Origin of the sequence: Pseudomonas sp. FSL R10-2964 (assembly GCF_009600035.1) — a bacterium.
In the GTDB taxonomy this organism is placed as follows: domain Bacteria; phylum Pseudomonadota; class Gammaproteobacteria; order Pseudomonadales; family Pseudomonadaceae; genus Aquipseudomonas; species Aquipseudomonas bubulae.
This window is the reverse complement of the sequence record NZ_WIWH01000012.1, coordinates 22157-48708: the sequence shown is the minus strand read 5'-3', so window position 1 is coordinate 48708 and position 26552 is coordinate 22157. Positions and strand designations below refer to the sequence as shown.

The following is a 26552-nucleotide window of genomic DNA, read 5'->3' as shown; positions in this document are numbered from 1 at the left end:
CATAAGTGCTCAAACCCTCGAAGTGCGTACAGCTCTAACGTTAAGAGTGAGATACCCAGCTGATTGGCTGCGTCTTGAAACTTTTGAATTATCAATAGACAGCACCTCCAGGGATTGAGCCATGTTTAATTCGCATCGCAAAGCCGATCTGCTCGAAAATCAACGTCTTAGCGGCTTATTAAATGACATGGCCGCTAAAGTGCAGGCTATCAGCCGTTCCATGGCAATTATTGAGTTCGCCCCTGACGGCACCATTCTGGATGCCAACGAGAATTTTTGTCGGGTTGTGGGTTATTCCGCTGACGAGATTCGGGGCAAGCACCATCGGCTATTTTGCGAAGCGGCTTACGTTAAATCCAGTGAGTACAACAATTTCTGGCGGGACCTGGCCCGAGGCGAACCTTTGAGCGGCACCTTTTCACGGCTCGACAAGGCGGGGCGTGAGGTGTGGCTGGAAGCCAGCTACATGCCCATCGTCGGCGCTGACCAGCACGTTGTGCGTGTCATCAAGGTGGCTTCGGATGTCACAGATCGAATCAATAAAGAACACGAAACCCAGAGCATCGTAAACGCCCTGAGCCGGTCGATGGCGGTGATCGAGTTTTCACCGGATGGGCGGGTAATCAATGCCAACCAGAACTTCCTCGACACAATGCATTACTCGCTGAGCGAAATTGTCGGCCAGCATCACGGCATGTTCTGTCGTCGAAGCGAGGCCGAGTCAGCCGGCTACAAGGCTTTCTGGGCCTCGCTCAATCGCGGCGAGTACCATTCCAGAAGATTTGAGCGGGTCGACAAACACGGTCATACGGTGTTTCTCGAGGCCTCCTATAACCCCATCTTCGATGCCAGGGGGCGCCTGTACAAAGTGGTGAAATTCGCCAGTGATATCACTGCTCAGGTCACCAACCTGCAGACTGCCGCCGAATCGGCCCACAGCACTTCGGTGCAAAACGATGCCTGCGCGCAGAAGGGCTCGCAGGTGGTGCAGCAAACCGTGCAAATCATCGAGGCCATTTCCAAAGACCTTAATGAAGCAGCGCAGAGCATTGATGCGGTAAGCAAACAGTCGGACAGTATCGGCAAGATCGTGCAGACCATTCGTGGTATTGCGGATCAAACCAATTTACTGGCGCTCAATGCCGCGATCGAGGCAGCGCGGGCGAGGGAGCACGGGCGCGGCTTTGCCGTGGTGGCCGATGAGGTCAGAAGCCTTGCGGCGCGCACCAGTGCTGCCACCCTGGAAATTGTCGAAGTGGTGCGTCGAAATCATGATCTGTCGCTGAGCGCTGTGACCAGCATGCAGTCGAGCCTTAGCCGCACAGGGCTTGGTGTTAAGCTGGCAAATGAGGCCGGGGAAGCGATTCTGGAAATCCAGCAAGGCTCCCGGCATGTGGTCGATGCCATCAGCCAGTTCAACTCGACGTTGCAACTGCATTAAAGCTGTACTGTGTACATGATGAGGGTGAGGGGCTTTAACTGCTTTCACGCACCATGAGTTCAAAGCCCATGTCCTGAACAGGGTTGGCAACTTTATTGCCTGCCATCAGTGTCAGCATCTGCTCGGCTGCGCGACGGCCAATGGCTTCCCGGGGCGTACGAATACTGCTCAGGCGAGGCACCATAAACTCTGAAGACGGGAGGTCGTTAAAGCCCAGTACGGCGATTTGCTCCGGGATTTTGATGCCGATGCGTGCAGCCTCAAGCAAGGCGCCCTGGGCCAGGTCGTCGTTGCCGAAAAAGATCGCATCCACTTGTGGATGGCTGGCGAGCAATTGCAGGAACAATTCGCCCCCCAGGCCAACCGAAGACGGACGTGGCGTCAGTACTTCAAGATCAGGGTTGTACAGTCCGGCTTCCTGCAAAGTGCGGCGATAACCCTCACCGCGCAGCAACGTGCGTTGATCGAGCTGGGCGCCGATATAGGCCAGATGTCTGCGGCCACGGGAGATCAAGTGCCGGGCAGCTGTTTCACCGGCCTGCAGCTGTGAAAAGCCGACGCAGTTCAAGCCCTCGGCGGCATCCAGCTCCATCATGTACACGCAGGGTACATTGCTGGTCTCGATCATCCGCCGTGAGCTTTCCGAACGATCAAAACCGGTCAGCAGCAGGCCTCGGGGTTGGTAGGCCATATAGTTGCGCAGCAAATTTTCTTCTTCGTCACGGGAATAGTGGAAGTTGCCGATCAATACTTCAAAGCCACGGGGGCGCAACACGTCATGGATGGCTTCGAGGGTGTCTATAAAAAGCAGGTTGGACAGCGAAGGTACCAGCACCACGACAGAATGACTCTGCGCCGAAGCTAGCGCGCGGGCGGCGGGATTGACCACATAGTTCAGCTCGTCGGCAGCAACACGGACCTTTTCGGCCAGCTCCGTGGCAACGCTGCTGATACCGCGCAGGGCTCGCGAGGCGGTGATGGGGCTGACCCCCGCAAGGCGGGCAACTTCGTTAAGGGTGGGGCGACCCGTGGTCCGGGTGTTTTTATCGTTTTTGGAGGTGGTCATCAGGGCGGCTTGCCAAACAAAAAACAAGTCACTAAGGTAGCGCTGTCCTGGCGGACCCGCAATTGCCTGATTGCGTGTAAATCAGTTACCCCAGCTTTGTATGTCGAGAGCGTCTCCGCGTCTCCCCATAAAAATGAGAAATAGACGTCGGTAGCCTAAGCTTTGTGCTTTGCTTTCAAGTATTGAACGCATGAACAAAGACAGCGCTGTCTACGGACTGAGGTGTTTCATGAGTCAACCTATCACTGCTCTGGTCATCATGGGTGTTGCCGGCTGCGGCAAATCCAGCGTTAGCCAGGCATTGTGCCAGCTCAATGGCGCGACCCCGATTGAAGGCGATGCGTTTCACCCGGCGGCCAACATTGCCAAGATGAGCGCCGGTATTCCCCTGACCGATGAAGACCGTGCCGGCTGGCTTGACAGCCTGTGCGACGAATTGCGTCGTGCGGTTGCCAGTGGTCAGCGCCCGGTGCTGACCTGTTCGGCACTCAAGCTGCGTTATCGCGAGCGTTTACGCAGTGCGGTAGATGGTCTGGGTTTTGTGTTTCTGGAGCTGACCCCTGAGGTGGCGGCTGCCCGGGTGGCCGATCGTCCGGGGCACTTTATGCCCAAGACCCTGATCGACAGCCAGTTCGCTGCGCTTGAATCACCGACCAATGAATCCTTGGTGCTGACTCTGAATGCAGCCCAGATGAACGTTAAGCAATTAGCAAGCGCCGCCCGAGACTGGTGGTGCGAGCAGACGGTAATGGCAACTTCATGATGTTGTTTCAAACAGATAGCGCTATCTGCCTCGGCTGTAGCGGCACCCCCGTACTTGATAACAACAAAAAGGCAGGAGACGCCCCATGCTAGGCATGTCCCATAATACGTTTCTGCTGCTTGATGCAGTGGTGACCATTATCGGCCTGATCGTACTGATCACCCGATTCAAACTGCACCCCTTTATTGCCTTGATCATCGCCTCTGCGTTTCTGGGGCTGACGGCCGGCATGCCTGCCAACCTGATCATCAAGTCGTTCCAGGATGGTTTTGGCGGCGTGTTGGGCTTTGTCGGGATCATCCTGGCGCTGGGCACCATGCTTGGTAAAATGATGGCCGACTCCGGTGGTGCTGACCAGATCGCCCGTACCCTGATCCGTGCCTTCGGCAAGGACAAGGTGCAGTGGGCAATGATGTTTGCCGCCTTTCTGGTCGGTATTCCATTGTTCTTCGAAATCGGCTTTGTACTGCTGATTCCGCTGGTGTTTATCGTTGCGCGACGTACTGGCGTGTCGATCATCAAGATCGGTATCCCGCTGCTCGCCGGCTTGTCGGCTGTTCACGGGCTGGTACCGCCGCACCCGGGCCCGCTGCTGGCCATTGGCGTGTTTGGTGCCGACATCGGCAAGACCATTCTGTACGGACTGATTGTTGCTCTGCCTACCGCGATCATTGCCGGACCGATTTACGGTACGTTTATCGCCAAGTACATCCCGGGCCATGCATCCCAGGACCTCATGGATCAACTGGCCAGTGAGCCGGAATCCAGCACCTTGCCGAGTTTTTCCATCACCCTGATCACCGTGCTGTTGCCGGTATTCCTGATGCTGCTCAAGACGTTCGCCGACGTGGCGCTGCCCGATGGCAACTTCTTCCGTGTGTGGATGGACATGATCGGCCACCCGATCAGTGCGCTGTTGCTGGCATTGCTGCTGGCGCTGTACACCTTTGGCGCCCGCCAGGGTATCGACTCCAAACGCATCCTCAAGCTGCTGGACGCGAGCCTGGCTCCTACCGCAGCGATCATTCTGATCATTGGTGCGGGCGGCGGTTTCAAGCAGATGCTGGTAGCCAGCGGTGTGGGTGACGTGATCGGCCATATGGCGGTAAACGCGCAAATTTCGCCGATTTTGCTGGCCTGGCTGGTGGCTGCAGTGATTCGTATCGCGACGGGTTCTGCGACCGTAGCGACCATTACCGGGGCGGGGATTGTGTTGCCGGTGGTGGACATGATTCCGGGTGTGAACCGTGAGCTGCTGGTATTGGCAACCGGCGCAGGCTCGTTGATCCTGTCTCACGTCAACGACGCAGGTTTCTGGCTGGTGAAGCAGTACTTCAATATGACCGTGGCTGAAACCTTCAAGACCTGGACCGCGATGGAAACCATCCTCTCGGTTGTAGGTTTGATCTTTATTCTGCTGCTGTCGTTGGTGGTTTAAAGCACCAATAAACCTGTGGGAGCTGGTTTACCAGCTCCCACAGTCGTTTTAGCCAGCGTTAAAGCCATCAGCGCGGAACATGGCGCGAATTCCACGCAGCGCCTGACGAATGCGATCCTGATTTTCAATCAGGGCAAAGCGCACATGGTCGTCACCGTATTCCCCAAAGCCTACCCCCGGTGAAACACAGACCTTGGCATCTGCTAGCAGCTTCTTGGCGAATTCCAGTGAGCCCAGGTGGGCGTAGTGTTCGGGAATCTTGGCCCAGATATACATCGAAGCCTTCGGATTTTCGACCATCCAGCCCAGTTCGTGCAGCCCTTTGACGATCACGTTACGGCGCTGACGATACTGTTCGGCAATATCCTTCACACATTGCTGGTCACCCTCAAGTGCAGCAATTGCCGCCACTTGCAGCGGGGTAAAGGTGCCGTAGTCGTGGTAACTCTTGATTCGCGCCAGAGCATTGACCAGCTCAGGATTGCCCACCATAAAACCGATACGCCAGCCTGCCATGTTGTAGCTTTTGGACAGCGTGAAGAACTCCACGGCGATGTCCTTGGCGCCCGGTACTTGCATGATCGAAGGCGCTTTCCAGCCGTCATAGACGATATCGGCGTAGGCCAGATCGTGCACAACCAGCACATCATATTGCTTGGCCAGGGCCACCACGCGCTCGAAGAAATCCAGTTCGACACACTGCGCCGTCGGGTTGGACGGGAAGCCCAGGATCATCATTTTCGGTTTGGGGATGGAGCCGCGGATAGCTTTTTCCAGCTCGGCAAAAAAGTCCACGCCGGGGATCAGCGGTACCGAACGCACCTGGGCACCGGCAATCACGGCACCGTAGATATGAATCGGGTAGCTGGGGTTGGGCACCAGCACGGTGTCGCCCTGATCCAGGGTGGCAAGCATCAAGTGCGCCAGGCCTTCCTTGGAGCCGATGGTGACAATGGCTTCGTGCTCGGGATCGATCTCAACGTTATAACGGTCGGCATACCAGCGCGAAATGGCCCGGCGCAGGCGTGGAATTCCCCGCGAAGTCGAGTAGCCGTGAGTGTCTTCACGCTGCGCGACGGTGCAGAGTTTTTCGACGATGTGGGGAGGTGTCGGGCCGTCAGGGTTACCCATGCTGAAGTCGATGATGTCTTCGCCGCGACGACGGGCGGCCATCTTCAGCTCGGCAGTGATATTGAAAACATAGGGGGGGAGTCGATCTATGCGCGCAAAGCGTCGCGGCGAACCTTGGTCTGCCATGTGTGCCTCTGATACGTAAGCGCCCGGAACCGTCCGAGCGACGTTGACCACTGCGGTGGTCTGGACGAAACAATACGGGAGCTGATGACCTTTTGTCTAGGTGCTGTCAGCGTCTATTTTTCGCTGATCCGACCTGTATGTGGTTTTGTTCCTATACTCAGATGCTAGGTTTCCTACTTCCTCCATCGAGCATGCCCCATGGACCAACTAAAAAAGTTCGAGCTGTCAGCGCCGCGATTTGCCAAAGGCCAGTTTCAATTGATCGCGGGTTTGGGTGGCCGTTTCACTGAGGAGAGCGTTGATCGAATCCCGCTGTTATGGGAAAAATTCATTCCCGAAATCGGCAAAGTACCAAGCCAAATTGGCGATGAAACCTACGGTGTTTGTTGTAATCCTGATGGCGAGGGTGGTTTTGAATACATTGCTGGCGTGGCTATCAGCAAGCTTGATGATCTGCCTGAGCGGTATCGCTGGATTGAACTGCAGGAGCAGTCTTACGCGGTCTTTGAGCATCACGGGGCATTGGACACGCTTGGTCAGACCTTTCAGGCGATCTGGAAAGACTGGTTGCCAAATTCGGGCTACCAAGCCGCTGATGCGCCCGAGTTCGAGCGCTACAGCGCAGATTTCAATGCGGACACCGGTACGGGGCTGCTGGAAATCTGGCTGCCGATCAAAAAGCCTGCTTAGCTTGCCTGCAACTGCAGGGGCAGCATGGGGGCCAGCGACAGCACCAACCGTCGCTCACCACGATAGGCCTCGCCTTGCTCGACCCAGCCCTGGCTCAGATAAAAAGCCATGGCGCTGGTATTGAACGGGCTGACCGAGAGCATCAATTGGCGAATCTCGGGCCATATCTGTTCAATGGCCCTGGCCAGCTCGCGCAAACAGGCCTTGCCCAATCCCTGGCCCTGAGCACGGCTGTCGACCTGTAGTGCGTGCAAGGTGGCGCAGCCCGGCTCAGCCCAGTGGGCCAGAAGCGGCTCGCGCTTGAGAAGCAAAAATGCCACTGGCAACTCGTCGTTGAGCAGCACCAGCCCTTTGATGCCCGCCTGCGGCTGGACCGGCAACGAGTGCAGGGCAGACTCGATGGTGCCGCAAAAAGCAATCTGCTCAGGGCGAACTTCTATCTCGCGCAGTTGCTCGCGCTGGCGGGGTGTCAGGTCTTCATAAGCGCATAGGCGGGTGTTCATGTCGGGGTTCTATCGAGGCGCAATAGGAGGCATCTGACAGGCAGTGTCAGTAGCCGCTGAACAGCGCGTCAGTTTCTACCCATCACGGTTCTAAATACAGATTTATTCGTGGGTCAGCGCCCGGTGCCGGACTTGCGGCGTAGAGAGGGCAGCAACATGCCGACGTTTTTTTGATAAACCCGGTACTTGTCTCCAAACAGCTCAACCAGATCTTTCTCTTCCAGTTGGGTGCCGATCAGAATGTAAAGGGTGCTTGTCAGTGCAAACACCAGGTGCCCGACACTCATCTCGGGCGTTACCCAGAAAGCGATCAGGAATCCCAGATACAACGGGTGACGCACGAGCTTGTAGAGCGCCGGGGTTCTGAATGCGTTGTTTACGGGTTTTGGTTGGCGCAGGGTGTCCAAGGGCTGTTTGACGCCAAACAATTCGAAGTGGCTGATCATGAAAGAGGCCAGCAGCACCAACCCCCATCCGAACCAGTACAGCGTGACAAGTAACCCCGCAAACAAGGGCGACTGTACACTCCAGACACTGATATCGATCGGCTGCCACAGCCAGCATATAAGCGCCAGCACCGCACTGGAGGCCAGGACATAAGTGGCTCGTTCAATAACTGGCGGTATGACATGACACCACCTGCGCTTGAAGCTTTTGCGCGCCATGATGCTGTGTTGCAGGGCAAATACGGTGATCAGCAGCACATCGACCACAAGCGCCCAGGGCCATGCCAGGCCTGGCCCCGAATCGATACTTTTCGGGACGGCGACATTCCCCAGAAAACCTATCAGATAAACAAATGTCAGTAGAAAAAACAGATAGCTGAACAGGCTATAGAGCAGCGCTGCGAGTTTTTCAGTACGGCTGGTTGAACGCGGTTTCAGCTCAATTTTGGTGTGCATGAACGACTCCTTTCGAACATGGCGAAATTTCAATTAAAACGTCTACAGCCAGTACCTTAGCCCCTATATGGCAAATGGCTAGCGTCGCGGCCGGGCGGTCATAAGATGTCGTCTCACATACCAGTCGAGGGCGTCAGAGCATCAGGGCAGCGCCATGCTGAAGGTGAAGACTGTGCCTTGGTCCTGGTCCGAGGTGACTTCCATATGGCCGCCGTGGGACAGGGCGATCTGGCTGGCAATATACAGCCCAAGGCCAAGTCCGGCCTGGGGAGTGTCGGTGGCCGGGCGTGAGTAGGGTTTGAACAAATGCGGCAGTTGTTCGGCCGGGATGGGCTCGCCCTGGTTGCAGATCCTCAGGGTGAATACCCCATTGAGTACCAGTGCCGAGATGTCAACGGGCCCGTCGGGGCAGCCATGGGTGATGGCATTGGTCAACAGGTTGGAGAGCAGTTGGGCCAGGCGGCCGCTGTCACAGCGGATGCCCTCAAGTGGCCCTATGTCTGAGCGGATGGAACGTTGCGCATGAACGTTTTGCAGTTCCGAGATGACATGGATGAAGACCTGGTCGAGATCGGGGCACTCGCGCAGCGTCAGCGGGATGCCGCTACCGAGCCGTCCGCGGGCAAAGTCCATAACGTCCTCAACCAGCTGCGAGGCACGGTTGCCGCAGCTCAGGATATGCTTGACCAGGACATCGGTGGAGGGGTCTGGGTGCACCCGTAGCAAGCGCTCTGCGGCTGTGGTGATGGCGAATAACGAGTTGCGCAGGTCATGGCCTATAACAGCGATAAATTGCTCGCGCAGCTCTGCGGTTTCACGCTCCTGCTCCAACGCGGTTTCTGTACGTTGCAGGTTTTCTTCGGCGTCAATTTGCAGCGACAGCAGGCGTGCGAATGACTCCATTGTGGACTGGATCGTACTGTTCCTCAGGCTTGCAGGCTCGGGGTCGAGTGCGCACAGGGTGCCGAAAAAACTACCGTCAGTGCGCCATACCGGAATCGTGATGTAGCTTTCGAAGCGATAAATCCGCGGCGTGTGATGGTGTTGGTACAGCGGATCGGCGCTGGCTTTATCAATGATGATAGGCAGGTGCGAGTTCATGCTTTCAAAGCACAGGGTGCTGACCAGGTCCAGCTCGCCACCGGACTGCAAACCGAAACCCAGCTTGTCGAGTACCGCGCAGGCGGTCCAGGTGGTCTGGGTGACACGGGCAACGGCAGCAAAGCGCATACCGGTCATTTCCGTAATCACCTGCAACATTGCAGGTACGGCACTGATCCGGTTAATTGTCGCGATATCGTCAGCCGTGCCGTACGTCATGGTAAATGCTCGAGCTCAAAAAGATGATTCTAGCCAGAACACTTGAGCGCGGCACTTATTCCTAAGCAAGCGCTAAATAAAAAGGCCGCGCCACCCATGAAGAGTGGCGCAGCCTTTTATTCAAATCAACTTAGGTGTCTTGTTTGTCTTGCAGCACTTCGCCGGTTTTTGCGTCGAGATCTACGTCCCATTTGATGCCTTTGGTATCGCGCAATTCAACTTCATACACCAGCTTGCCGTAGGAGTGATCAAGCTCGGTATCGAGAATGGTCGCGCCAGGGTGTTTGTCCAGTGCTGCTTGATTCAACTTTTCAAACGAGGTGATTTCACCCGATTTGATCAGGCCCGGGATATGGTCCGGGCGTACATCGGCCTGAGCAATACCGGCAGTCAGAGCCAGGGCAACAGTTGCAAATACCAGATTAAGTTTTTTCATGTTGAGTCCCTTTGGGTTGATCTGTTCAAGTGGGATCAGATTAACCGGCGCAACTTAACTCACCCTTAATTTTCGCCCCTTGCCGGCTTGCAGGTTTAAAAGCCATTTTTCTCCAGCAACTGATTGACGCTTTGTGGCACCGGGCGCTGGTAATACGTGAGCAACTCGCTGGCGCGGTTGGTGAAGATGCCGTCGACACCTGCGTCCATTGCCTTTTTGAAGTCAACGGGGGCATCGAGGGTGTAAACATGTACCAGCATGCCCCGGTCATGGGCGGCGCTGTTCATCCAGGGCTGGATCAGGTCGAAGTAGCTCTGGTCACCCCCGTGGGTCAAGGCTGCCGAAGGGCCTGTACCGATGGCACCGTTGGCCTTGGCAAAGTCGAGCCACTGGATGAATTCGGCTTTGTCCTTGGGTTGCTGTTTGGCGTAGTACGCGGCTTTATCCTTTTCGCCGGAGTCGGCGAAACTGACTGAGGTGTTGGGCTTCATGCCGCCTTCACCTACCCATAACAGCAGGATCTTCGGCGTGTTGGGCATTTCTTTTTGCAGCAGCTCAAGGCTGTTTTTGTCGAAGGTTTGCAACATGACCCGGCCTTTGCCCTGGCCGACCAGTGGTTTGCCTTCCGCCTCTGCCGAGGCAACGGGCTCAAGCCAGCCGCGTTCGCTCAACTTGTTTTTCAGATCGTGTTCAAGGCCCGGGAACTGCCTGGGCTCTTTGGTTTCGATGTAGAGGCCCGGTTTGTACTGTGGATTGCCCTGGGCGATATCGATAATTTCGTCCAGGGTCAGGATCGGCAGCCCGACATAGGACGGGCGCGCGCGATCCGGATAAGCCTGGTTGAACCAACTGCCGGCATCCAGGGTTTTAAGCTCGGCCAGGGTAAAGGCGCTGGCCGGGCTGTCCTTGCGTTGCGGAAACTTTTTGGCGACGTCAGTGGTGCGCAACAGGCTGTTGTCATGCAGCGCAAACAGAACGCCGTCCTTGCTACGTTGCAGGTCCATTTCCAGATAGTCAGCCCCCAGATCCCTGGCAAGGGTGTAGGCGGCAGCGGTTGATTCCGGAGCATCGAAGGACGCACCGCGATGGGCGATCACCGCCGGGCGCGGTATGCCGTGAGCGTTGGCCAGTGCCGCCTCGGTCGCATTGGATGCGCCAGCATTCTGTACGCCACCCAAGCCCAGGAGCAGGCTCAGCAGCAGGGCGTTTTTGCCAAAAGTGTCAGGCATTGGTTGAGTTCCTTTCAATCAGAAAAACAGAGGGTGTTTTTTAGCGGTTTTTCGTGAAGATGTGCAGTATTCTTGGCCACATCAACGTCCCCGGCAGAGGGGCAGGCAATCGAACTTGCGTGTAAACCACCGTCCCGGAGCCTTTCAGGCTCATCAGTGAGGTTTACCATGCGTATCACTTCGCAACTCATCTGTCAGGCCGCTGACCTACTTAGCGGCTTTGTTGGTTTCAATCGTAAGACAGGCCAGCACATTGTCCGTTTCAGTGAAGATTCATTTGGAATGGATGTCGCCGACGACAACATCACGCCCACCAGCGAGTTTGTCTGGCAGGCCGATGGTGCTGGCACCATGACTCTCAAGCGCGAGTTGATTCAGTTGTTGCTGGATCAGAATATCGATGACCGCCTGAACATCACCGAGCCCTTGAGGGTGTATATGCAGCGCCAGGATGTGCCCGAGATTTCGGCCTTGCGTCGCTGCATCAGTTGAATAGCGCTGCCCGGGCCCTGTTTCTATACCGGATCATTGCTCAGCTGTGATTCAGCAAGGGTGTCTGCTGCGCCAACACTGATTTTGTTGCGCCCCGTATTCTTTGCGATATATAGCGCTTTGTCTGCCTCGTTCAGCCACGTGCTGGCCTGGAGGAGTTCGGGGCGGCAAGTGGCAAGCCCGATACTCAGGCTAACGCACAGGCCGGGCTCGTCGGCGTGTTGATAGTTGTCAATCACGTGGCGCAGCCGTTCCATGATTTCCCGGGCCTGGTCCAGGGTGCGATTGGGCAGGATGACGCAGAATTCATCACCGCCGTAGCGGCCTGCAAGGTCTTCAGTACGCAAATTGTCCTTGAGCTCCTTGCTGAGCTGGCGCAATACACTGTCGCCGACAATATGCCCGTAGGTGTCGTTGATCTGTTTGAAGTGATCGATATCAATCAGCGCCAGAGTCGCCGGAGAATTGCGCTCCAGACTTTGCTGGAAACTGAGTTGCAGCAGGTCTTTCCATGAGCCGTGATTAAGCAGCCCGGTCAGGCTATCGGTGCGGCTGAGGGTACTGAGGGTGCGTTTATGCTCGGCCAGGGTGATTGCCAGACCATAGCTGACCATGCCTACAGCAAAAGGGTAAAGAATCAGCACGGGTACGCAGGCATAGACCTGCAGGCTGGTGGTATGGGGTGTAAACGCAAAGCCGAACAGCAGCAACGCGACCAGGGCGCCTGCCAGCTGCGCCAGCGCTCCGCGAACCAGCAGTTTTGGCCCTCCGGCAGCCACGTTGTGCATGGTCATCATCGACACGATGATCACCGTAGGCAGCGGATTGAACTCGATAGCCGCCGCCCAAAACCCTCCGCACATGGAATCAATCAAAATATTTCGACGTTCAGCCCGGTAGGGATAGGTTGCACGCGATGACAATTGATAGGCCAGGTGAGGCCATACGAACGCGTTTAGCAGCAGTAGTGGCCAAACCCATATGGATCTGTCGAGGGGGTAGAGGGCGGCCATTAGCCCGATACTGCCAAACCCTGAGCCAATCACTCGCGGCGCATAAATACGCTTGGCGAACGACAACCCTTTGCCTCTTTTATTGTCCATGTCTATCTGCGCAAGATGTGCGGGCGGAGTTTCTGGCAACTGCCGGGTACTGCATTATCGATTGTTGGCTGGTCGGTCAGCCTTGTCGAGAATACACCCCATCTGTTCCGAAAATTCTGAAACAGTTATGGGGACTAGATTAGCTTATTAAGTCGAGGGCAAGCTGCGGCGCAGAAGGATGCCAGTAGAATGTCGATCATCCTCTAACAGGCCTGTAAACAGAGTATTAATCACTTTTGACTGGAGCCTTCAAGCCATGGCACTCGACTCAAGCAGTGCAGAGGGGCCTAAGCCCGCTGAGCGTCATAAAGGTGCATTTCAAAATGCTGGCGTCAGGCCGCCTTCCAGTATCGGCAAAACCTTGGGCATTTTTTGGAGAATGATATTCCAAAAGCCTGCGAGCACTCGCCCTGCAGGTGTGATCCCGGTCAAACCGCTGACCCGTGAGCAATTGGACGAGGCTGCGGATTTCAGTGTGTACCGGTTGGGTCACTCGACTCTGCTGCTCAAGCTCAAGGGAAAGTACTGGTTGACCGACCCGGTCTATGCTGAGCGTGCATCGCCGTTCCAGTGGGCTGGCCCCAAGCGCTTCCATGCGCCGCCCATCAGCCTTGATGAGCTCCCGCCACTGGAAGCAGTGATTCTTTCCCACAATCATTACGATCACCTGGACCAAAAAACCGTATTGCAACTGGCCGCCAAAACACAGCAGTTTTTGGCGCCGCTGGGTGTGGGCGACTTGCTGGTCAAATGGGGAGTACCAGCCAGCAAGGTTCAGCAACTGGATTGGTGGCAGGGCACCCAACTTGCAGGTATCCGCTTTATCGCGACGCCTTCCCAGCACTTTTCAGGCCGCGGCCTGTTTGATCATAACCAGACGCTTTGGGCATCCTGGGTCATGATCATTGATGACGTGCGAATCTTCTTCAGTGGAGACTCAGGTTACTTCGACGGTTTCAAGCTGATCGGCGAGCAGTTTGGGCCATTTGATCTGACCCTGATGGAGACGGGTGCCTACAACACCGACTGGCCCGATGTGCATATGCAGCCCGAACACAGCCTGCAAGCGCACAACGACCTCAACGGGCGTTGGTTGTTACCTATTCACAACGGCACCTTTGATCTGGCTTTTCATGCCTGGTTCGAGCCGTTTGAGCGCATTGTGGCGTTGGCAGAGCAACGCAAAGTGCTGATTACAACGCCACAAATGGGTGAGGCTTTCAATCTGCTAACCCCTCACCGGGGCCGTGCCTGGTGGCTTGAGGTAGAAACCCCAGGGCAATAGGGCCGTATTTCACTCGATCAGAGCAAAATCTTCGCGCCCCATCGGGTCTGGTGTTGTGCCGCGAACATTTCCCCCGCGACCGGGGGTAAAGCCGGGAAAGAACACCAGGCCCTGCGCCTCAAGGCTATAGGCCAGGGCCAGCCGGGTTACGTCACGAACGGGGGCTTGTGACTCGAAGCGTTCAATGGCCGAGACTGAAACCCCGGACTGCTCACTCAGGTACTCGCGATTCCAGCCCAGCATTTCGCGGGCCTGCGAGCAGTGCAGCGGGGTAAATTGATTGATGACGATACGTTCAAACGTACTGCGCGTGGCTGAATGAGGCATGGGTTTCTCCAGGGCTGAGTCAGTGCTTGAAAATGTACTGTGTTTTTATACAGCTATCTTGGTGCCGGAACAAACTCATTTTTTGATAAGTGCCGAGGGGCGAAATCTGTTGTCTGGCTGCATTTTTATGAGCTTTTGCGCGAAGAGCATGGGTCGAAAATTTCGATAGTGGGGTGTGTGTAATCTTTTCGCGGAAAACGCCCATGTTGCTCACGTCATCGCGGGGGCGCGGTTAGCAGAGCTTTCTTCGTTGAAATCAGAAAAGTCCTAACTCTTTTATTTTAAATAAGCTTAAGACTGGTTCCCATATCAGGGATGTCCCAGTGCTTAGCCTGCACATTGACGCTATCAAAATATAATGCCCATACAGTTTGCACATTTGTAACTGTTGAAGCAGCCATCACCTTCTACGAAGACACCCACGTTGTGTTCAGGGTGGGAGCCTTGCGGCGAAAATCAGCAATAAGTCAGTTGCAAAAGGTATCTGGGGTTTTCTCTGTCGCTGGGTGTGTGCGGTTAATGTAAAAGAGAACTTTTAAACAGTTTTTCAGTGGTCGGATGATGACTGTTTAAACGTTTACCCTTATCTGCAAGAACGGTATAAAAATATGATGGAAGCCATAGGTGAGCCCACCAACAGTATCAATCAACTCCTGTATTTGCTGTATGGCGGCAAAGAAGTTTATCGGCTTGAAGCAAAATTCAGTATTTTGTCGGCGTTGCGCTACAGAAAAGATCCGGCTGACTTTACGATCACACTGATGACTGATCAGCCTGAGGCATTTGATGGCTGGCCTGTGAGCGTGTTGCCTCTGAGCGTTGAGGTGCTGGACGCCTGGCAAGGGGCAGGCGGTTATTATCACCGGCGTAAGGCTTGCGCTACCCAGGCGGGCGTTGCGCTGTCTGGCAAAACCATTTTCGTTGATACCGATACGGTTTTTTTCAAAGACCCGGCCCAGTTGTTTAAACGGGTCTCTGATAATAATTTTTTGATGGATAAGTTTGAGTTGAGTTGGGCAGATGCTTCCCGGCGTCTGGGGTTTCGTAAACTGGTTACACAGCTCGACGCTGAAAATAAAGCCCCCGCACCGTGGTTGAAGCTGTTCAATAGCGGGGTTTGCGGGATGACCAAAACCAACGGTCATATTTTTGAAGGTGTAATTAGTTTGATTGATCAATGGGCTCATCATGGAGCAACACTTCTTACGATTGAGCAAATTGCTATATCGTTTATGCTGCATGGTCGAAAAGTGATTGCGGCCAATGACTGCATTAATCATTACTTCTCGGTGAAGCACTATCACCATGCAATGTACCGGGTTTTTTTTAATAAGCAGGGTGAGGGCTATCGTGAGGGTTTACCGCAAGCATCATTTGCCGTTCCTGACCGTCTTCCCAGGGTCTCGCTGCGTCATCGTTTACAGCTGAGGTGGAAATTGAGGGGGCAATGCAGTACCTCTCGAAAAATTGCCAAACTCTATCTGCTGGGTAAGGCGGGTAGCCAATTACCCTATCTTGAGGCGTGTAAGCCTCTTTGGTGGGCTGTAGCCGTTGAGGAGCTGAGAAATCTGGAAGCTGCTGGGAAGTCTCACACGAAACTCGCCGCACTATGGCAGGCGGATTCCGGCTTTTTGAGTTTAATAAAGGGTAATTGAAAATTTCGATGCCAATAAAAAGGGCCAACATGGTTGGCCCTTTTTATTTACCCGGTGTGGCTTTAACCAACCCGGTGTATCAATCCCAGCTCAATGCACCGCCGGTTTGGTATTCGATGACCCGTGTTTCGAAGAAGTTTTTCTCTTTCTTCAAATCCATGATTTCGCTCATCCATGGGAACGGGTTAGTCGTGCCCGGGTATTCTTCTTTCAGGCCGATTTGCGACAGGCGGCGGTTGGCGATGAACTTGAGGTAGTCTTCCATCATCGCTGCGTTCATGCCCAATACGCCGCGTGGCATGGTGTCACGTGCGTATTCGATTTCCAGCTGGGTGCCTTGCAGAATCATCTGCGAAGCTTCTTCCTTCATTTCAGCGTCCCACAAGTGCGGGTTTTCGATTTTGATCTGGTTGATCACGTCGATGCCGAAGTTCAGGTGCATGGATTCGTCGCGCAGGATGTACTGGAACTGCTCGGCAACCCCGGTCATTTTGTTGCGACGACCCATCGACAGGATCTGCGTAAAGCCGCAGTAGAAGAAGATGCCTTCCAGAACGCAGTAGTAGGCGATCAGGTTGCGCAGCAGCTCTTTGTCGGTTTCGACAGTACCGGTTTCGAACTTCGGATCAGAGATCGAACGGGTGTATTTCAGGCCCCAGGTAGCTTTTTTAGCAACCGACGGGATCTCGTGGTACATGTTGAAGATCTCGCCTTCATCCATGGCCAGCGATTCGATGCAGTACTGGTAGGCGTGGGTATGGATCGCCTCTTCGAAAGCCTGGCGCAGGATGTACTGGCGGCACTCCGGGTTGGTGATCAGGCGGTATACGGCCAGTACCAGGTTGTTGGCTACCAGGGAGTCGGCAGTCGAGAAGAAGCCCAGGTTGCGCATCACGATGCGGCGCTCGTCGTCGGTCAGGCCTTCCGGGTTTTTCCAGAGGGCGATGTCGGCGGTCATGTTGACTTCTTGCGGCATCCAGTGGTTTGCGCAACCGTCCAGGTATTTCTGCCACGCCCAGTCGTACTTGAACGGTACGAGCTGGTTCAGGTCGGCGCGGCAGTTGATCATCATTTTTTCGTCAACCGCTACACGGGCGGAAGCGCCTTCGAGTTCGGCCAGACCTTCAGCAATGTCGAGGTTGTCCAGCGCGGCTTTGGCACGAATGATTGCGGCCGAGTCGGTAGCCGTGACTGCGCGGGCTTCCTGGGCAGCTACGCCGCCAGCGGCGTCGAGGCGGTCCATGTTGGCTTCGGTTGCGTGGCCTGCGTTGGCGCCTTTAACAGCGACTTCGCCTTCGTCTTCTTTGTCGAATTCGTCCCAGCTCAGCATGACGTGTCGTCTCCTGCGTGAGGGCCTGATAGCTGCGTGAAAACACTTATGATTTGGTTTTTACGCGGCCATAGGCCACTTGGATCTAAGAAATGTTGCTTGCAGTAGCGTTGTGCTCACGCAAAAACATGAATGTGTACGTTGGCTTGTACCGCTGTCGTTCAGGGAAGGAGGTCGTGCCTGCACTTGCCCTGGGCCTTGAGGCCGTAGCAGCGTGGTTTTTTAGCCCGCGAAGGGGATATGCCAAGCCTTTTTGATGGCCGCAGTATAAGGCTTTTGCACAAGGTATTTCAGCCAGTTTTTTTGCTGGAGATGCGACGAAACGCCCTAAATTTGTCCAGGGCTTAAGCAAGGCTGCGGCTGGGCGAGGGTTTGCCGGGGCAGAAGTTTTTTTGTCATGGGTCTGGGCGACCAAATGACCTGTGGCATGAGCGGGAGGGAAGGGAGATTTGTTGCAAGGCAGACCACGCCCGGCAGCTACCGGGCGTCAGGTCGAAGCGGTGTTAGCTGAGACGATGGCCGTTGGTACGGTCATAGTCGTCTTCAGCAAAGCTGGCCGAGCGGGTGCTGTCATAGCCGTCTTCGGCAAAGCTGGCCGAGCGGGTGCTGTCATAGCCGTCTTCGGCAAAATTGGCCGAGCGGGTGCTGTTGTAGCCATCTTCAGTAAAAGTGGCGGCGTGGGTACGGTCATAACCGTCAGCGGCAAAAGCTGAACTGGCCAGAACAGACAAACTGAAAGCCACTATCAAAGAACGTTTCATTAGATAATTCCCGGGCGATACATGCGCGGCGGGCAACGTTTCAAAGTTATATAAGTCAGGTTGAAAGTTGCAATTAAACACCGCGTTGGTTCGCGTGAATAAGTGAGTTGATTAACGCTGGAATAAATCGCAGGTTATTAATCAGCCGTTGGAGCAGCCGTTGCCCATGACACGGTATTCAAGGGTGTGCTGCTTGCCCTGCGAGTCTTCGTAGACCATCTGGGCCGGCACAACTTCGCAAACGCTGGGGATTTCGCTCATGGAAATCACTTTGGCGATGTCCAGTTCGGATGAGTAGGAATACTGTTCGACGGCAGGTTGCGGGTGCGCAGCTTGTGTGTTCACTTCCTCAGCCATGGCGGTCAGACACACACTGCTCAGGGCCAGAACTAACAACGCTTTCATTTCAGAGTTACCTGTTTTAGGTCGAGTGGGGTCACACAGCCCTTGTGAGGCTGTGCGTGAAACTGAGTATTGAAGAGCGACTTAACTTGCCTTCGTGGGGGCTGTAACTTGGGTTAATCGCGGTGCCTTGGTTGGCGAGATGAATTTTAGGCCTGTGCCGTGCGGGCATATAGAGGGAGTTTTGATAAAGACTGTTGACAGTTTCTGCAACAATCGTCGAAAACAGAGCTCATTTCTGACGTTTACAAGGCGCGTGACGAGCAGGAAATCGCTGTAAGTACTGTGTTTGAGCCTTGCGCAGAAAAACCATGACTTTTCTGCGTGTTTCTTACTACCAACGTCGAATGGATCTCACGGCCTGGCCCGGCTAAAACAGGGTCATAAAACAACAACTACAAGCATTGAGGTATGAAACATGAGTGCCGCTTCCCTGTATCCCGTACGCCCTGAAGTCGCTGCCAATACGCTGACTGACGAGGCGACCTACAAGGCGATGTACCAGCAGTCCGTCGTCAACCCGGATGGCTTCTGGCGCGAACAAGCAAAGCGCCTCGACTGGATCAAGCCTTTTACCACCGTCAAACAGACCTCTTTCGACGATCATCATGTCGATATCAAATGGTTCGCGGACGGCACTCTCAACGTTTCCTACAACTGCCTGGACCGTCACCTTGCCGAGCGCGGCGATCAAGTGGCCATCATTTGGGAAGGGGATGATCCTTCCGAGCAGCGCAACATTACCTACCGTGAGCTGCACGAAGAGGTGTGCAAGCTGGCCAACGCCTTGCGCGGTCAGGATGTGCACCGGGGTGACGTAGTCACCATCTATATGCCGATGGTGCCTGAGGCTGTGGTCGCCATGCTGGCGTGTACCCGGATCGGTGCAATCCACTCGGTTGTATTTGGTGGGTTCTCGCCAGAGGCGCTGGCCGGCCGGATCATCGACTGCAAATCCAAGGTAGTGATCACCGCTGACGAAGGCCTGCGTGGCGGCAAGCGTACCGCGCTCAAGGCCAATGTCGATGTGGCACTGACCAACCCGGATACCTCCAGCGTTCAGAAGATCATCGTGTTCAAGCGTACCGGCGGGGACATCGCCTGGTACAAGCATCGTGATATCTGGTACCACGACCTGATGGCCGTGGCCTCGACTCACTGCGCCCCGAAAGAAATGGGCGCAGAAGAAGCCTTGTTTATCCTTTATACCTCCGGCTCTACCGGCAAGCCCAAAGGTGTGCAGCACACCACGGGTGGCTATCTGCTCTATGCGGCGTTGACCCACGAACGCGTGTTCGACTACCGCCCGGGCGAGGTGTACTGGTGCACGGCGGACGTCGGCTGGGTGACCGGTCACACGTATATCGTCTACGGGCCATTGGCCAACGGCGCAACCACCGTGCTGTTCGAAGGTGTGCCGAACTACCCGGACATTACCCGCGTTTCGAAAATTGTCGACAAGCACAAGGTCAATATTCTCTACACCGCGCCTACAGCCATTCGCGCGATGATGGCCGAAGGTCAGGCGGCGGTTAAGGATGCCGATGGCTCCAGCTTGCGCTTGCTGGGTTCGGTGGGTGAGCCGATCAACCCTGAGGCCTGGAACTGGTACTACACTACGGTCGGCAAAGAGCGTTGCCCGATTGTGGATACCTGGTGGCAGACCGAAACCGGCGCTTGCATGATGAGCCCGCTGCCTGGGGCGCATGCACTCAAGCCAGGCTCTGCAGCGCGTCCGTTCTTTGGTGTGGTGCCGGGGCTGGTGGATAACCTTGGCAACCTTATAGAAGGGGCCGCTGAAGGTAACCTGGTGATTCTGGACTCCTGGCCTGGACAGGCGCGCACCTTGTATGGCGATCACGACCGGTTCGTCGATACCTACTTCAAGACCTTCCGTGGCATGTACTTCACCGGCGACGGCGCGCGTCGTGACGAAGACGGTTACTACTGGATCACCGGTCGTGTAGATGACGTGCTCAACGTGTCCGGCCACCGGATGGGGACTGCTGAAATCGAAAGCGCAATGGTGGCCCACCCTAAAGTGGCAGAGGCTGCAGTGGTTGGCGTGCCCCATGACATCAAAGGGCAGGGGATTTATGTCTATGTCACCCTCAATGGTGGCGAAGAGCCAAGTGAGGCGTTGCGCCTTGAATTGAAAAACTGGGTGCGCAAAGAGATCGGTCCGATCGCTTCGCCGGATGTCATCCAGTGGGCGCCCGGCCTGCCGAAAACCCGTTCGGGCAAAATCATGCGTCGTATCCTTCGCAAGATAGCTACCGGTGAATACGACGGTCTGGGTGATATTTCTACTCTGGCTGACCCGGGTGTGGTGCAGCACTTGATCGATACCCATAAAGGCATGAAGGTCGCGTAACACGGCCTGAAGGTCACCAAGCCCCGTCCGGCATAACCTGGCGGGGCTTTTTATTGGGCAACTGCAGATCCTGTGGGAGCCGACTATGTGTTACCGCAGATGTAACCGGTTGCCCGTTAGCGGGGCCTTCTGATACTCAAAGCACCGTTTTAGAGTCCTTTTCGGCTCCTGAAAAAATAAGATGAAACGCTGCACTTGCCGGAATAGAAGGCTTTGCGAATAATAGGCCCGCTATTTGCAACTCACATAGGTTCTATGTCTTTTGCTCTTGCATAAACTTGAAGAGCTGTCAATGCCTGGAGTCGCTTTTTTCGGTGCATCTGTAACTAGTTGTCGCATTGAAGAAATAACGGCTTGAAGCCTGTCGTTAGAATGCCGATCACCCGCTCGTCGTTGTTGTGCTGGTCACAGTGCAACGCCAGTAGGACGTGGCGCCGCATTCCCGGTTTAACCTCCGCATATTGGGCTCAGGCTCACTCTGCTTTTATTGCCTTTACCGATGGAGTCCTAAGATGAAGAAACTCGTGCTTCTTGGCGCCCTGGCACTGTCCGTGCTGTCCCTGCAGGCTTTTGCTGCTGACAAACCTCTGAAAATTGGTATTGAAGCGGCTTACCCTCCGTTCGCTTCCAAAGCCCCGGATGGCAGTATCGTGGGTTTTGACTACGACATCGGTAATGCACTGTGCGAGCAGATGCAGGTCAAGTGCGTGTGGGTCGAGCAAGAATTCGATGGCCTGATCCCGGCACTTAAAGTGCGCAAAATCGACGCAATCCTGTCCTCGATGTCCATCACCGAAGACCGCAAGAAGTCCGTTGATTTCACCAACAAGTACTACCTGACGCCAGCGCGCCTGGTGATGAAGGAAGGTACTGTGGTCAGCGACAGCCTTGATGAACTCAAAGGCAAGAAAATCGGCGTACAGCGCGGCTCGATTCACGACCGTTTCGCCAAGGAAGTTCTGGCGCCTAAAGGTGCCGTTGTCGTTCCTTACGGCTCGCAGAACGAAATCTACCTGGACGTGGAAGCGGGTCGTCTCGACGGCACCGTTGCAGACGCCACCCTGCTGGAAGACGGTTTCCTGAAGACCCCAGCTGGCAAAGGCTACGCATTCGCGGGCCCGGCATTCACCGACGTCAAGTACTTTGGTGATGGCGTGGGTATCGCCGTACGCAAGGGCGACGCCCTGAAAGACAAGATCAACGCTGCTATCACGGCTCTGCGTGAAAACGGCAAGTACAAGCAAATCCAGGACAAGTACTTCAACTTCGATATTTACGGTCAGTAATACATCGCAGCGGTACGTCCGAAATGGCGCAAGCGACAGAATCTCTGAAGTTTGCGCCATTTTTTATTCCCCCATTTTCGAGCTATTTTTTAGAGGGCCGGAATCATGTTGAAAGGCTACGGGGCTGTCATCCTCGATGGCGCTTGGCTGACGCTTCAGCTCGCCTTGTCGTCCATGGCCCTGGCCATTGTTCTAGGTCTGATCGGTGTTTCGTTGCGCTTGTCGCCGGTACGTTGGCTGGCTTGGATGGGCGATCTGTATTCAACGGTAATCCGCGGGATTCCCGACCTTGTGCTGATTTTGCTGATTTTCTACGGCGGTCAGGACCTGCTCAATCGCGTTGCGCCGATGCTGGGCTACGACGATTACATTGACTTGAATCCGTTGGCGGCCGGTATCGGCACCCTGGGCTTCATTTTTGGTGCCTACCTGTCCGAGACCTTTCGTGGGGCCTTCATGGCCATTCCCAAGGGGCAGGCTGAAGCCGGCATGGCTTATGGCATGAGCCCGTTTCAGGTTTTTTTCCGGGTATTGGTGCCACAGATGATTCGCCTGGCGATCCCTGGCTTTACCAATAACTGGCTGGTGTTGACCAAGGCGACTGCACTGATTTCGGTGGTGGGCCTGCAAGACATGATGTTCAAGGCCAAGCAGGCGGCTGATGCCACCCGCGAGCCGTTCACCTTCTTCCTGGCCGTTGCGGCGATGTACCTGGTATTGACCAGTGTTTCGCTGCTGGCATTGCGACAACTTGAGAAGCGCTACTCGGTAGGCGTAAGGGCGGCTGATCTATGATCTTTGACTACAACGTCATCTGGGCCAGCATGCCGCTGTACTTGAGCGGCATGCTGGAAACCGTGAAACTGCTGGGTATTTCGCTGTTTTTCGGCCTGCTGGCAGCCGTGCCGCTGGGGTTGATGCGGGTCTCCAAGCAGGCCTGGGTCAACTTTCCGGCCTGGCTGTTCACCTACGTGATTCGCGGCACGCCGATGCTGGTGCAGCTGTTCTTGATCTACTACGGGCTGGCCCAGTTCGAAGTGATTCGTGACAGCTTTATGTGGCCGCTGTTGTCCAGTGCCACCTTCTGTGCCTGCCTGGCGTTTGCCATCAATACCAGCGCCTATACCGCCGAAATCATAGCCGGCAGCCTGCGGGCCACGCCCAATGGTGAGATTGAAGCGGCCAAGGCAATGGGCATGTCCCGTTCCAAGATGTATCGCCGCATTTTGCTGCCGTCGGCCATGCGCCGGGCTCTGCCGCAATACAGCAATGAAGTGATCATGATGTTGCAGACCACCAGTCTGGCCTCCATCGTGACCCTGATCGACATTACGGGCGCTGCGCGTACCGTCAATGCCCAGTACTACCTGCCGTTTGAGGCCTACATCACGGCCGGTGCTTTCTACCTGTGCCTGACCTTCATTCTGGTGCGCCTGTTCAAACTGGCCGAGCGCCGCTGGCTGGGCTATATGGCCCCGCGCAAGGCCTGAGTCATGGAGCGTATCGATCACCTGCTGCCCTGGAGCAGCCTGGGTTCCGAGCGTCACTTGACGGTGTTCCGTTTCGGTGAAGGTGAGCGCAAAGCCTATATCCAGGCCAGCCTGCATGCAGACGAACTGCCGGGCATGCGTTGTGCCTGGGAACTGAAAAAGCGCCTGAGCGAACTTGAAGCCCGGGGTGCTTTGAATGGCGTGATCGAACTGGTGCCCGTGGCCAACCCCCTGGGGCTCGGCCAGTTGCTGCAAGGCAGTCATCAGGGACGTTTCGAGTTTGGCAGCGGCAAAAACTTCAACCGCGATTTCGTCGAGTTGAGTGAGCCGGTAGCGCAGAGGCTGGCAGGTCGTCTGGGGGATGATCCTCACGCCAACACCCGACTGATCCGTCAGACAATGCTTGATATATTGTCCGAGTTGCCAGATCCGGTCAGTCAGTTGCAAGGTATGCAGCGTGTTTTATTGAGTCATGCCTGTGATGCAGACATTGTCCTGGATCTGCACTGCGAGACCGATGCCGCACTGCATCTGTACGCCTTGCCCCAGCATTGGCCGCAGTGGCGTTCGCTGGCTGCGCATCTGGGTGTGCGGGTTGGGCTGTTGGCTGAAGACTCGGGTGGCAGCTCCTTCGATGAAGCCTGCTCAGTGCCCTGGCTGCGTTTGCAGCGCCAGTTTGCCGATGCGCAGATCCCTTTGGCCTGCATGTCGACCACTCTGGAGCTGGGCGGGCAGGCGGACACCGGCCGCCCGCAGGCCGAGGCTTATGCCGAGGGCATTCTGGCGTTTCTGGCCGAACAGGGCCTGATCACAGGTGACTGGCCTGCAGCGCAGCATGAGGCATGTGAAGGCATGCCATTTGAAGGCACTGAGTTGTTGTTTGCACCGCACCCCGGTGTGGTGAGTTTTTTACGTCCGGTGGGCGCCTGGGTTGAGCCCGGCGAGCCGCTGTTTGAAGTGATTGATCCTTTATCTGACCGGGTCAGTACGGTATGCGCGGGCACCGCCGGTGTGTTATTTGCCGTTGAGCGACTGCGCTATGCCCAACCCGGTTTCTGGCTGGCTAAAGTGGCGGGGCGCAAGCCTTTGCGTCACGGGCGCTTGCTCAACGACTGACTGTTTTTGTGAGAACCGACAGCATGTACAAACTTGAAGTCCAAGACCTGCATAAACGCTATGGCAGTCATGAAGTGCTCAAAGGCGTTTCGCTGGCCGCCAAGGCAGGTGATGTGATCAGCATCATCGGTTCCAGTGGCTCCGGCAAAAGTACCTTTTTGCGTTGCATCAACCTGCTCGAGCAACCCCATGCAGGCAAGATCCTGCTCAATGGTGAAGAGCTCAAGCTGATTGCCAACAAGGACGGCGCGCTCAAGGCCGCCGATCCCAAGCAGTTGCAGCGCATGCGCTCGCGCCTGTCGATGGTGTTCCAGCATTTCAACCTGTGGTCGCACATGACCGCGCTGGAAAACATCATGGAAGCGCCGGTGCATGTACTGGGCATGTCCAAGGCCGAAGCCCGTGACAAGGCTGAGCATTACCTGCAGAAAGTAGGCGTGTCGCACCGCAAGGATGCTTACCCGGGGCATATGTCCGGTGGCGAGCAGCAGCGTGTGGCAATTGCCCGTGCCCTGGCGATGGAGCCTGAGGTCATGCTGTTTGACGAGCCGACCTCGGCCCTTGACCCTGAGCTGGTGGGTGATGTACTCAAGGTGATGCAGGATCTGGCCCAGGAAGGCCGCACCATGGTGGTGGTGACCCACGAAATGGGTTTTGCCCGTGAAGTGTCGAACCAGTTGGTGTTTCTGCATAAAGGTATTGTCGAAGAAAGCGGTGACCCGCGTGAAGTGCTGGTTAACCCGCAGTGCGAGCGGTTGCAGCAGTTTCTGTCGGGCAGCTTGAAATAACTGCAATTTTAAGACTGCCGCTGTGCACCAAAATAGGTCATGCTCCGCATCCCGCGTAGCTGGCCCAGGCTGGGTGCACAGGTTTTATTCCCGTTTTCGTTCCGGATAGCACGCCATGACCGCCCATCGAATTGGTTTCCTCATTTGGCCCAGCACCAAAGCCTTGACTCTGGCGCTGGCCGAGGAAGCGTTGCGTGTTGCCCAGCGCGTGCATCCTGAAGTCGTCTACGAGTTGTTGTTCTTGCAGGCCGAGGCACCGCTTGAAGGAGCCTGGCAATTGCCGGGTGAGCCCTGGAACGGCAAGCTTGAAGGTTGCCAAAAGCTGTTTTTGCTGGCGGATGAGCCGCCTGCCGCCCTGACCTCGGCCCTGAGCAGTGCGCTCAAGCAACTGGTGCGGGCAGGGTGCGTGATTGGCGGGCTGTCGGCGGGTGTCTACCCGCTGGCGCAATTGGGTTTGCTGGATGGCTACCGTGCGGCCGTGCACTGGCGCTGGCAGGACGATTTCGCCGAGCGCTTCCCCAAAGTAATCGCCACCAGTCATTTGTTCGACTGGGATCGTGATCGCCTGAGCGCTTGCGGCGGGCTGTCGGTACTCGATTTGTTGCTGGCGGTGCTGGCTCGCGATCATGGTGCCGAACTGGCCGGTGCGGTGTCCGAGGAGCTGGTGGTCGAGCGCATCCGTGAAGGCGGTGAGCGTCAGCGTATCCCGCTGCAGAACCGTCTTGGCTCCAGCCATCCCAAGCTGACCCAGGCTGTGTTGCTGATGGAGGCCAATATTGAAGAGCCCCTGACCACCGACGAAATCGCCCAGCATGTGTGCGTTTCCCGTCGTCAGTTGGAGCGTATCTTCAAGCAGTACCTCAATCGCGTGCCGAGTCAGTACTACCTCGAACTGCGCCTGAATAAAGCCCGGCAGATGTTGATGCAAACCAGCAAGTCGATCATCCAGATCGGCTTGTCCTGCGGTTTCTCGTCGGGGCCGCATTTCTCCAGCGCCTATCGCAACTTCTTTGGTGCGACTCCCCGTGAAGATCGCAATCAGCGCCGTAGCAGCAGCCCTTTCGAGTTGTCTTCGGCCCCGGCCGAGCGCGGCTGAGG

At 55.7% G+C, this 26552-nt stretch carries 26 protein-coding genes and 1 pseudogene; 15 read left to right on the top strand and 12 right to left on the bottom strand.

Annotated elements, in window-relative coordinates:
- Positions 1-121 precede the first annotated feature (121 nt).
- Both GHN92_RS24430 and GHN92_RS24425 read left to right on the top strand, forming a co-directional pair.
- Positions 122-892: pseudogene (locus tag GHN92_RS24430) on the top strand (PAS domain-containing protein); the annotation flags it as partial.
- Positions 869-1441: a methyl-accepting chemotaxis protein gene (locus tag GHN92_RS24425; RefSeq protein WP_372239736.1), complete on the top strand. Its 573-nt coding sequence runs from the start codon at positions 869-871 to the stop codon at positions 1439-1441. The pseudogene GHN92_RS24430 and the gene GHN92_RS24425, both read left to right, overlap by 24 nt.
- Positions 1442-1475: 34 nt before the next feature.
- Here the strand turns inward: GHN92_RS24425 and GHN92_RS08795 are convergent, their stop codons facing one another.
- Positions 1476-2507 (bottom strand): LacI family DNA-binding transcriptional regulator, encoded by a 1032-nt coding sequence (locus tag GHN92_RS08795; protein ID WP_095003278.1) that lies wholly within the window; start codon positions 2505-2507, stop codon positions 1476-1478.
- A gap of 229 nt (positions 2508-2736) precedes the next feature.
- Here GHN92_RS08795 and GHN92_RS08790 point away from each other — a divergent pair, with 229 nt between their 5' ends.
- Together GHN92_RS08790 and GHN92_RS08785 are read left to right on the top strand one after the other, a co-directional pair.
- Positions 2737-3270, top strand: a complete 534-nt coding sequence (locus GHN92_RS08790; protein WP_095003258.1) for a gluconokinase — start codon at positions 2737-2739, stop codon at positions 3268-3270.
- An 85-nt stretch (positions 3271-3355) separates the two neighbouring features.
- Positions 3356-4708, top strand: a complete 1353-nt coding sequence (locus GHN92_RS08785; RefSeq protein WP_095003257.1) for a GntP family permease — start codon at positions 3356-3358, stop codon at positions 4706-4708.
- Positions 4709-4756: 48 nt separating this feature from the next.
- On the opposite strand, the gene alaC is transcribed toward GHN92_RS08785, so the two are convergent.
- Positions 4757-5965 (bottom strand): alanine transaminase, encoded by a 1209-nt coding sequence (gene alaC / locus GHN92_RS08780; protein WP_095003256.1) that lies wholly within the window; start codon positions 5963-5965, stop codon positions 4757-4759.
- A 198-nt stretch (positions 5966-6163) separates the two neighbouring features.
- On the opposite strand from alaC, the gene GHN92_RS08775 reads away from it, so the two are divergent.
- Positions 6164-6655, top strand: a complete 492-nt coding sequence (locus GHN92_RS08775; protein WP_095019698.1) for a GyrI-like domain-containing protein — start codon at positions 6164-6166, stop codon at positions 6653-6655.
- Here the strand turns inward: GHN92_RS08775 and GHN92_RS08770 are convergent.
- The 5 genes from GHN92_RS08770 to GHN92_RS08750 all read right to left on the bottom strand — a co-directional run bounded on the left by GHN92_RS08770 (position 6652) and on the right by GHN92_RS08750 (position 11045).
- The gene (locus GHN92_RS08770) at positions 6652-7158 is read right to left on the bottom strand and encodes an N-acetyltransferase (protein WP_095019699.1); all 507 of its coding nucleotides are present in this window, start codon (positions 7156-7158) and stop codon (positions 6652-6654) included. The genes GHN92_RS08775 and GHN92_RS08770 overlap by 4 nt on opposite strands.
- Positions 7159-7271: 113 nt before the next feature.
- Positions 7272-8060 carry a methanethiol S-methyltransferase gene (gene mddA / locus GHN92_RS08765; protein ID WP_095019700.1) on the bottom strand — a complete coding sequence of 263 codons (789 nt, stop codon included), beginning with the start codon at positions 8058-8060 and terminating at the stop codon, positions 7272-7274.
- 141 nt (positions 8061-8201) lie between these two features.
- Entirely contained in the window at positions 8202-9380 is a 1179-nt protein-coding gene (locus tag GHN92_RS08760; protein ID WP_153379900.1) for a GAF domain-containing sensor histidine kinase, read from the bottom strand.
- A gap of 130 nt (positions 9381-9510) precedes the next feature.
- Positions 9511-9816 (bottom strand): PepSY domain-containing protein, encoded by a 306-nt coding sequence (locus GHN92_RS08755; RefSeq protein ID WP_095003251.1) that lies wholly within the window; start codon positions 9814-9816, stop codon positions 9511-9513.
- A gap of 95 nt (positions 9817-9911) precedes the next feature.
- Entirely contained in the window at positions 9912-11045 is a 1134-nt protein-coding gene (locus GHN92_RS08750; RefSeq protein WP_095019702.1) for a glycerophosphodiester phosphodiesterase, read from the bottom strand.
- 168 nt (positions 11046-11213) lie between these two features.
- Between GHN92_RS08750 and GHN92_RS08745 the strand changes: the two genes are divergently transcribed.
- Entirely contained in the window at positions 11214-11537 is a 324-nt protein-coding gene (locus tag GHN92_RS08745) for a DUF2025 family protein (RefSeq protein WP_095003249.1), read from the top strand.
- Between the two features lie 23 nt (positions 11538-11560).
- Here the strand turns inward: GHN92_RS08745 and GHN92_RS08740 are convergent, their stop codons facing one another.
- Positions 11561-12640 carry a diguanylate cyclase gene (locus GHN92_RS08740; RefSeq protein WP_095020862.1) on the bottom strand — a complete coding sequence of 360 codons (1080 nt, stop codon included), beginning with the start codon at positions 12638-12640 and terminating at the stop codon, positions 11561-11563.
- 256 nt (positions 12641-12896) lie between these two features.
- Here GHN92_RS08740 and GHN92_RS08735 point away from each other — a divergent pair, with 256 nt between their 5' ends.
- Positions 12897-13925, top strand: a complete 1029-nt coding sequence (locus tag GHN92_RS08735) for an MBL fold metallo-hydrolase (RefSeq protein ID WP_095003247.1) — start codon at positions 12897-12899, stop codon at positions 13923-13925.
- A 9-nt stretch (positions 13926-13934) separates the two neighbouring features.
- On the opposite strand, the gene GHN92_RS08730 is transcribed toward GHN92_RS08735, so the two are convergent.
- Entirely contained in the window at positions 13935-14252 is a 318-nt protein-coding gene (locus GHN92_RS08730; protein ID WP_095003246.1) for a helix-turn-helix transcriptional regulator, read from the bottom strand.
- A 608-nt stretch (positions 14253-14860) separates the two neighbouring features.
- On the opposite strand from GHN92_RS08730, the gene GHN92_RS08725 reads away from it, so the two are divergent.
- Positions 14861-15907 (top strand): hypothetical protein, encoded by a 1047-nt coding sequence (locus tag GHN92_RS08725; RefSeq protein WP_153379898.1) that lies wholly within the window; start codon positions 14861-14863, stop codon positions 15905-15907.
- Between the two features lie 79 nt (positions 15908-15986).
- Here the strand turns inward: GHN92_RS08725 and GHN92_RS08720 are convergent, their stop codons facing one another.
- The 3 genes from GHN92_RS08720 to GHN92_RS08710 all read right to left on the bottom strand — a co-directional run bounded on the left by GHN92_RS08720 (position 15987) and on the right by GHN92_RS08710 (position 18403).
- Positions 15987-17237: a ribonucleotide-diphosphate reductase subunit beta gene (locus GHN92_RS08720; protein WP_016782118.1), complete on the bottom strand. Its 1251-nt coding sequence runs from the start codon at positions 17235-17237 to the stop codon at positions 15987-15989.
- A 503-nt stretch (positions 17238-17740) separates the two neighbouring features.
- Positions 17741-17998, bottom strand: coding sequence for a heme utilization protein (locus GHN92_RS08715; RefSeq protein WP_133144246.1), 258 nt, complete (start codon positions 17996-17998; stop codon positions 17741-17743).
- A gap of 141 nt (positions 17999-18139) precedes the next feature.
- Positions 18140-18403, bottom strand: a complete 264-nt coding sequence (locus tag GHN92_RS08710) for a DUF2790 domain-containing protein (protein WP_095003243.1) — start codon at positions 18401-18403, stop codon at positions 18140-18142.
- 415 nt (positions 18404-18818) lie between these two features.
- On the opposite strand from GHN92_RS08710, the gene acs reads away from it, so the two are divergent.
- The 7 genes from acs to argR all read left to right on the top strand — a co-directional run bounded on the left by acs (position 18819) and on the right by argR (position 26550).
- Complete coding sequence (gene acs, locus GHN92_RS08705; RefSeq protein WP_086798394.1) at positions 18819-20774, top strand: acetate--CoA ligase; 1956 nt, start codon at positions 18819-18821, stop codon at positions 20772-20774.
- Positions 20775-21286: 512 nt separating this feature from the next.
- Positions 21287-22060 (top strand): ABC transporter substrate-binding protein, encoded by a 774-nt coding sequence (locus tag GHN92_RS08700; protein WP_095003241.1) that lies wholly within the window; start codon positions 21287-21289, stop codon positions 22058-22060.
- Between the two features lie 105 nt (positions 22061-22165).
- Entirely contained in the window at positions 22166-22855 is a 690-nt protein-coding gene (locus GHN92_RS08695) for an ABC transporter permease (RefSeq protein WP_095003240.1), read from the top strand.
- Entirely contained in the window at positions 22852-23550 is a 699-nt protein-coding gene (locus tag GHN92_RS08690) for an ABC transporter permease (protein ID WP_095003239.1), read from the top strand. Before GHN92_RS08695 ends, GHN92_RS08690 begins: the two co-directional genes overlap by 4 nt.
- 3 nt (positions 23551-23553) lie before the next feature.
- Positions 23554-24666, top strand: a complete 1113-nt coding sequence (locus GHN92_RS08685; RefSeq protein WP_095003238.1) for a succinylglutamate desuccinylase/aspartoacylase family protein — start codon at positions 23554-23556, stop codon at positions 24664-24666.
- A gap of 23 nt (positions 24667-24689) precedes the next feature.
- Positions 24690-25454, top strand: a complete 765-nt coding sequence (locus tag GHN92_RS08680; RefSeq protein WP_095003237.1) for an ABC transporter ATP-binding protein — start codon at positions 24690-24692, stop codon at positions 25452-25454.
- A gap of 115 nt (positions 25455-25569) precedes the next feature.
- Positions 25570-26550, top strand: a complete 981-nt coding sequence (gene argR, locus GHN92_RS08675; RefSeq protein ID WP_095003236.1) for a transcriptional regulator ArgR — start codon at positions 25570-25572, stop codon at positions 26548-26550.
- Positions 26551-26552: the final 2 nt, after the last annotated feature.

Coding starts and splice junctions, on each gene's coding strand:
- GHN92_RS08795 (WP_095003278.1), bottom strand. CDS start 2,507: ATGACCACCTCCAAAAACGATAAAAACACCCGGACCACGGGTCGCCCC.
- GHN92_RS08790 (WP_095003258.1), top strand. CDS start 2,737: ATGAGTCAACCTATCACTGCTCTGGTCATCATGGGTGTTGCCGGCTGC.
- GHN92_RS08785 (WP_095003257.1), top strand. CDS start 3,356: ATGCTAGGCATGTCCCATAATACGTTTCTGCTGCTTGATGCAGTGGTG.
- alaC (WP_095003256.1), bottom strand. CDS start 5,965: ATGGCAGACCAAGGTTCGCCGCGACGCTTTGCGCGCATAGATCGACTC.
- GHN92_RS08775 (WP_095019698.1), top strand. CDS start 6,164: ATGGACCAACTAAAAAAGTTCGAGCTGTCAGCGCCGCGATTTGCCAAA.
- GHN92_RS08770 (WP_095019699.1), bottom strand. CDS start 7,158: ATGAACACCCGCCTATGCGCTTATGAAGACCTGACACCCCGCCAGCGC.
- mddA (WP_095019700.1), bottom strand. CDS start 8,060: ATGCACACCAAAATTGAGCTGAAACCGCGTTCAACCAGCCGTACTGAA.
- GHN92_RS08760 (WP_153379900.1), bottom strand. CDS start 9,380: ATGACGTACGGCACGGCTGACGATATCGCGACAATTAACCGGATCAGT.
- GHN92_RS08755 (WP_095003251.1), bottom strand. CDS start 9,816: ATGAAAAAACTTAATCTGGTATTTGCAACTGTTGCCCTGGCTCTGACT.
- GHN92_RS08750 (WP_095019702.1), bottom strand. CDS start 11,045: ATGCCTGACACTTTTGGCAAAAACGCCCTGCTGCTGAGCCTGCTCCTG.
- GHN92_RS08745 (WP_095003249.1), top strand. CDS start 11,214: ATGCGTATCACTTCGCAACTCATCTGTCAGGCCGCTGACCTACTTAGC.
- GHN92_RS08740 (WP_095020862.1), bottom strand. CDS start 12,640: ATGGACAATAAAAGAGGCAAAGGGTTGTCGTTCGCCAAGCGTATTTAT.
- GHN92_RS08735 (WP_095003247.1), top strand. CDS start 12,897: ATGGCACTCGACTCAAGCAGTGCAGAGGGGCCTAAGCCCGCTGAGCGT.
- GHN92_RS08730 (WP_095003246.1), bottom strand. CDS start 14,252: ATGCCTCATTCAGCCACGCGCAGTACGTTTGAACGTATCGTCATCAAT.
- GHN92_RS08725 (WP_153379898.1), top strand. CDS start 14,861: ATGATGGAAGCCATAGGTGAGCCCACCAACAGTATCAATCAACTCCTG.
- GHN92_RS08720 (WP_016782118.1), bottom strand. CDS start 17,237: ATGCTGAGCTGGGACGAATTCGACAAAGAAGACGAAGGCGAAGTCGCT.
- GHN92_RS08715 (WP_133144246.1), bottom strand. CDS start 17,998: ATGAAACGTTCTTTGATAGTGGCTTTCAGTTTGTCTGTTCTGGCCAGT.
- GHN92_RS08710 (WP_095003243.1), bottom strand. CDS start 18,403: ATGAAAGCGTTGTTAGTTCTGGCCCTGAGCAGTGTGTGTCTGACCGCC.
- acs (WP_086798394.1), top strand. CDS start 18,819: ATGAGTGCCGCTTCCCTGTATCCCGTACGCCCTGAAGTCGCTGCCAAT.
- GHN92_RS08700 (WP_095003241.1), top strand. CDS start 21,287: ATGAAGAAACTCGTGCTTCTTGGCGCCCTGGCACTGTCCGTGCTGTCC.
- GHN92_RS08695 (WP_095003240.1), top strand. CDS start 22,166: ATGTTGAAAGGCTACGGGGCTGTCATCCTCGATGGCGCTTGGCTGACG.
- GHN92_RS08690 (WP_095003239.1), top strand. CDS start 22,852: ATGATCTTTGACTACAACGTCATCTGGGCCAGCATGCCGCTGTACTTG.
- GHN92_RS08685 (WP_095003238.1), top strand. CDS start 23,554: ATGGAGCGTATCGATCACCTGCTGCCCTGGAGCAGCCTGGGTTCCGAG.
- GHN92_RS08680 (WP_095003237.1), top strand. CDS start 24,690: ATGTACAAACTTGAAGTCCAAGACCTGCATAAACGCTATGGCAGTCAT.
- argR (WP_095003236.1), top strand. CDS start 25,570: ATGACCGCCCATCGAATTGGTTTCCTCATTTGGCCCAGCACCAAAGCC.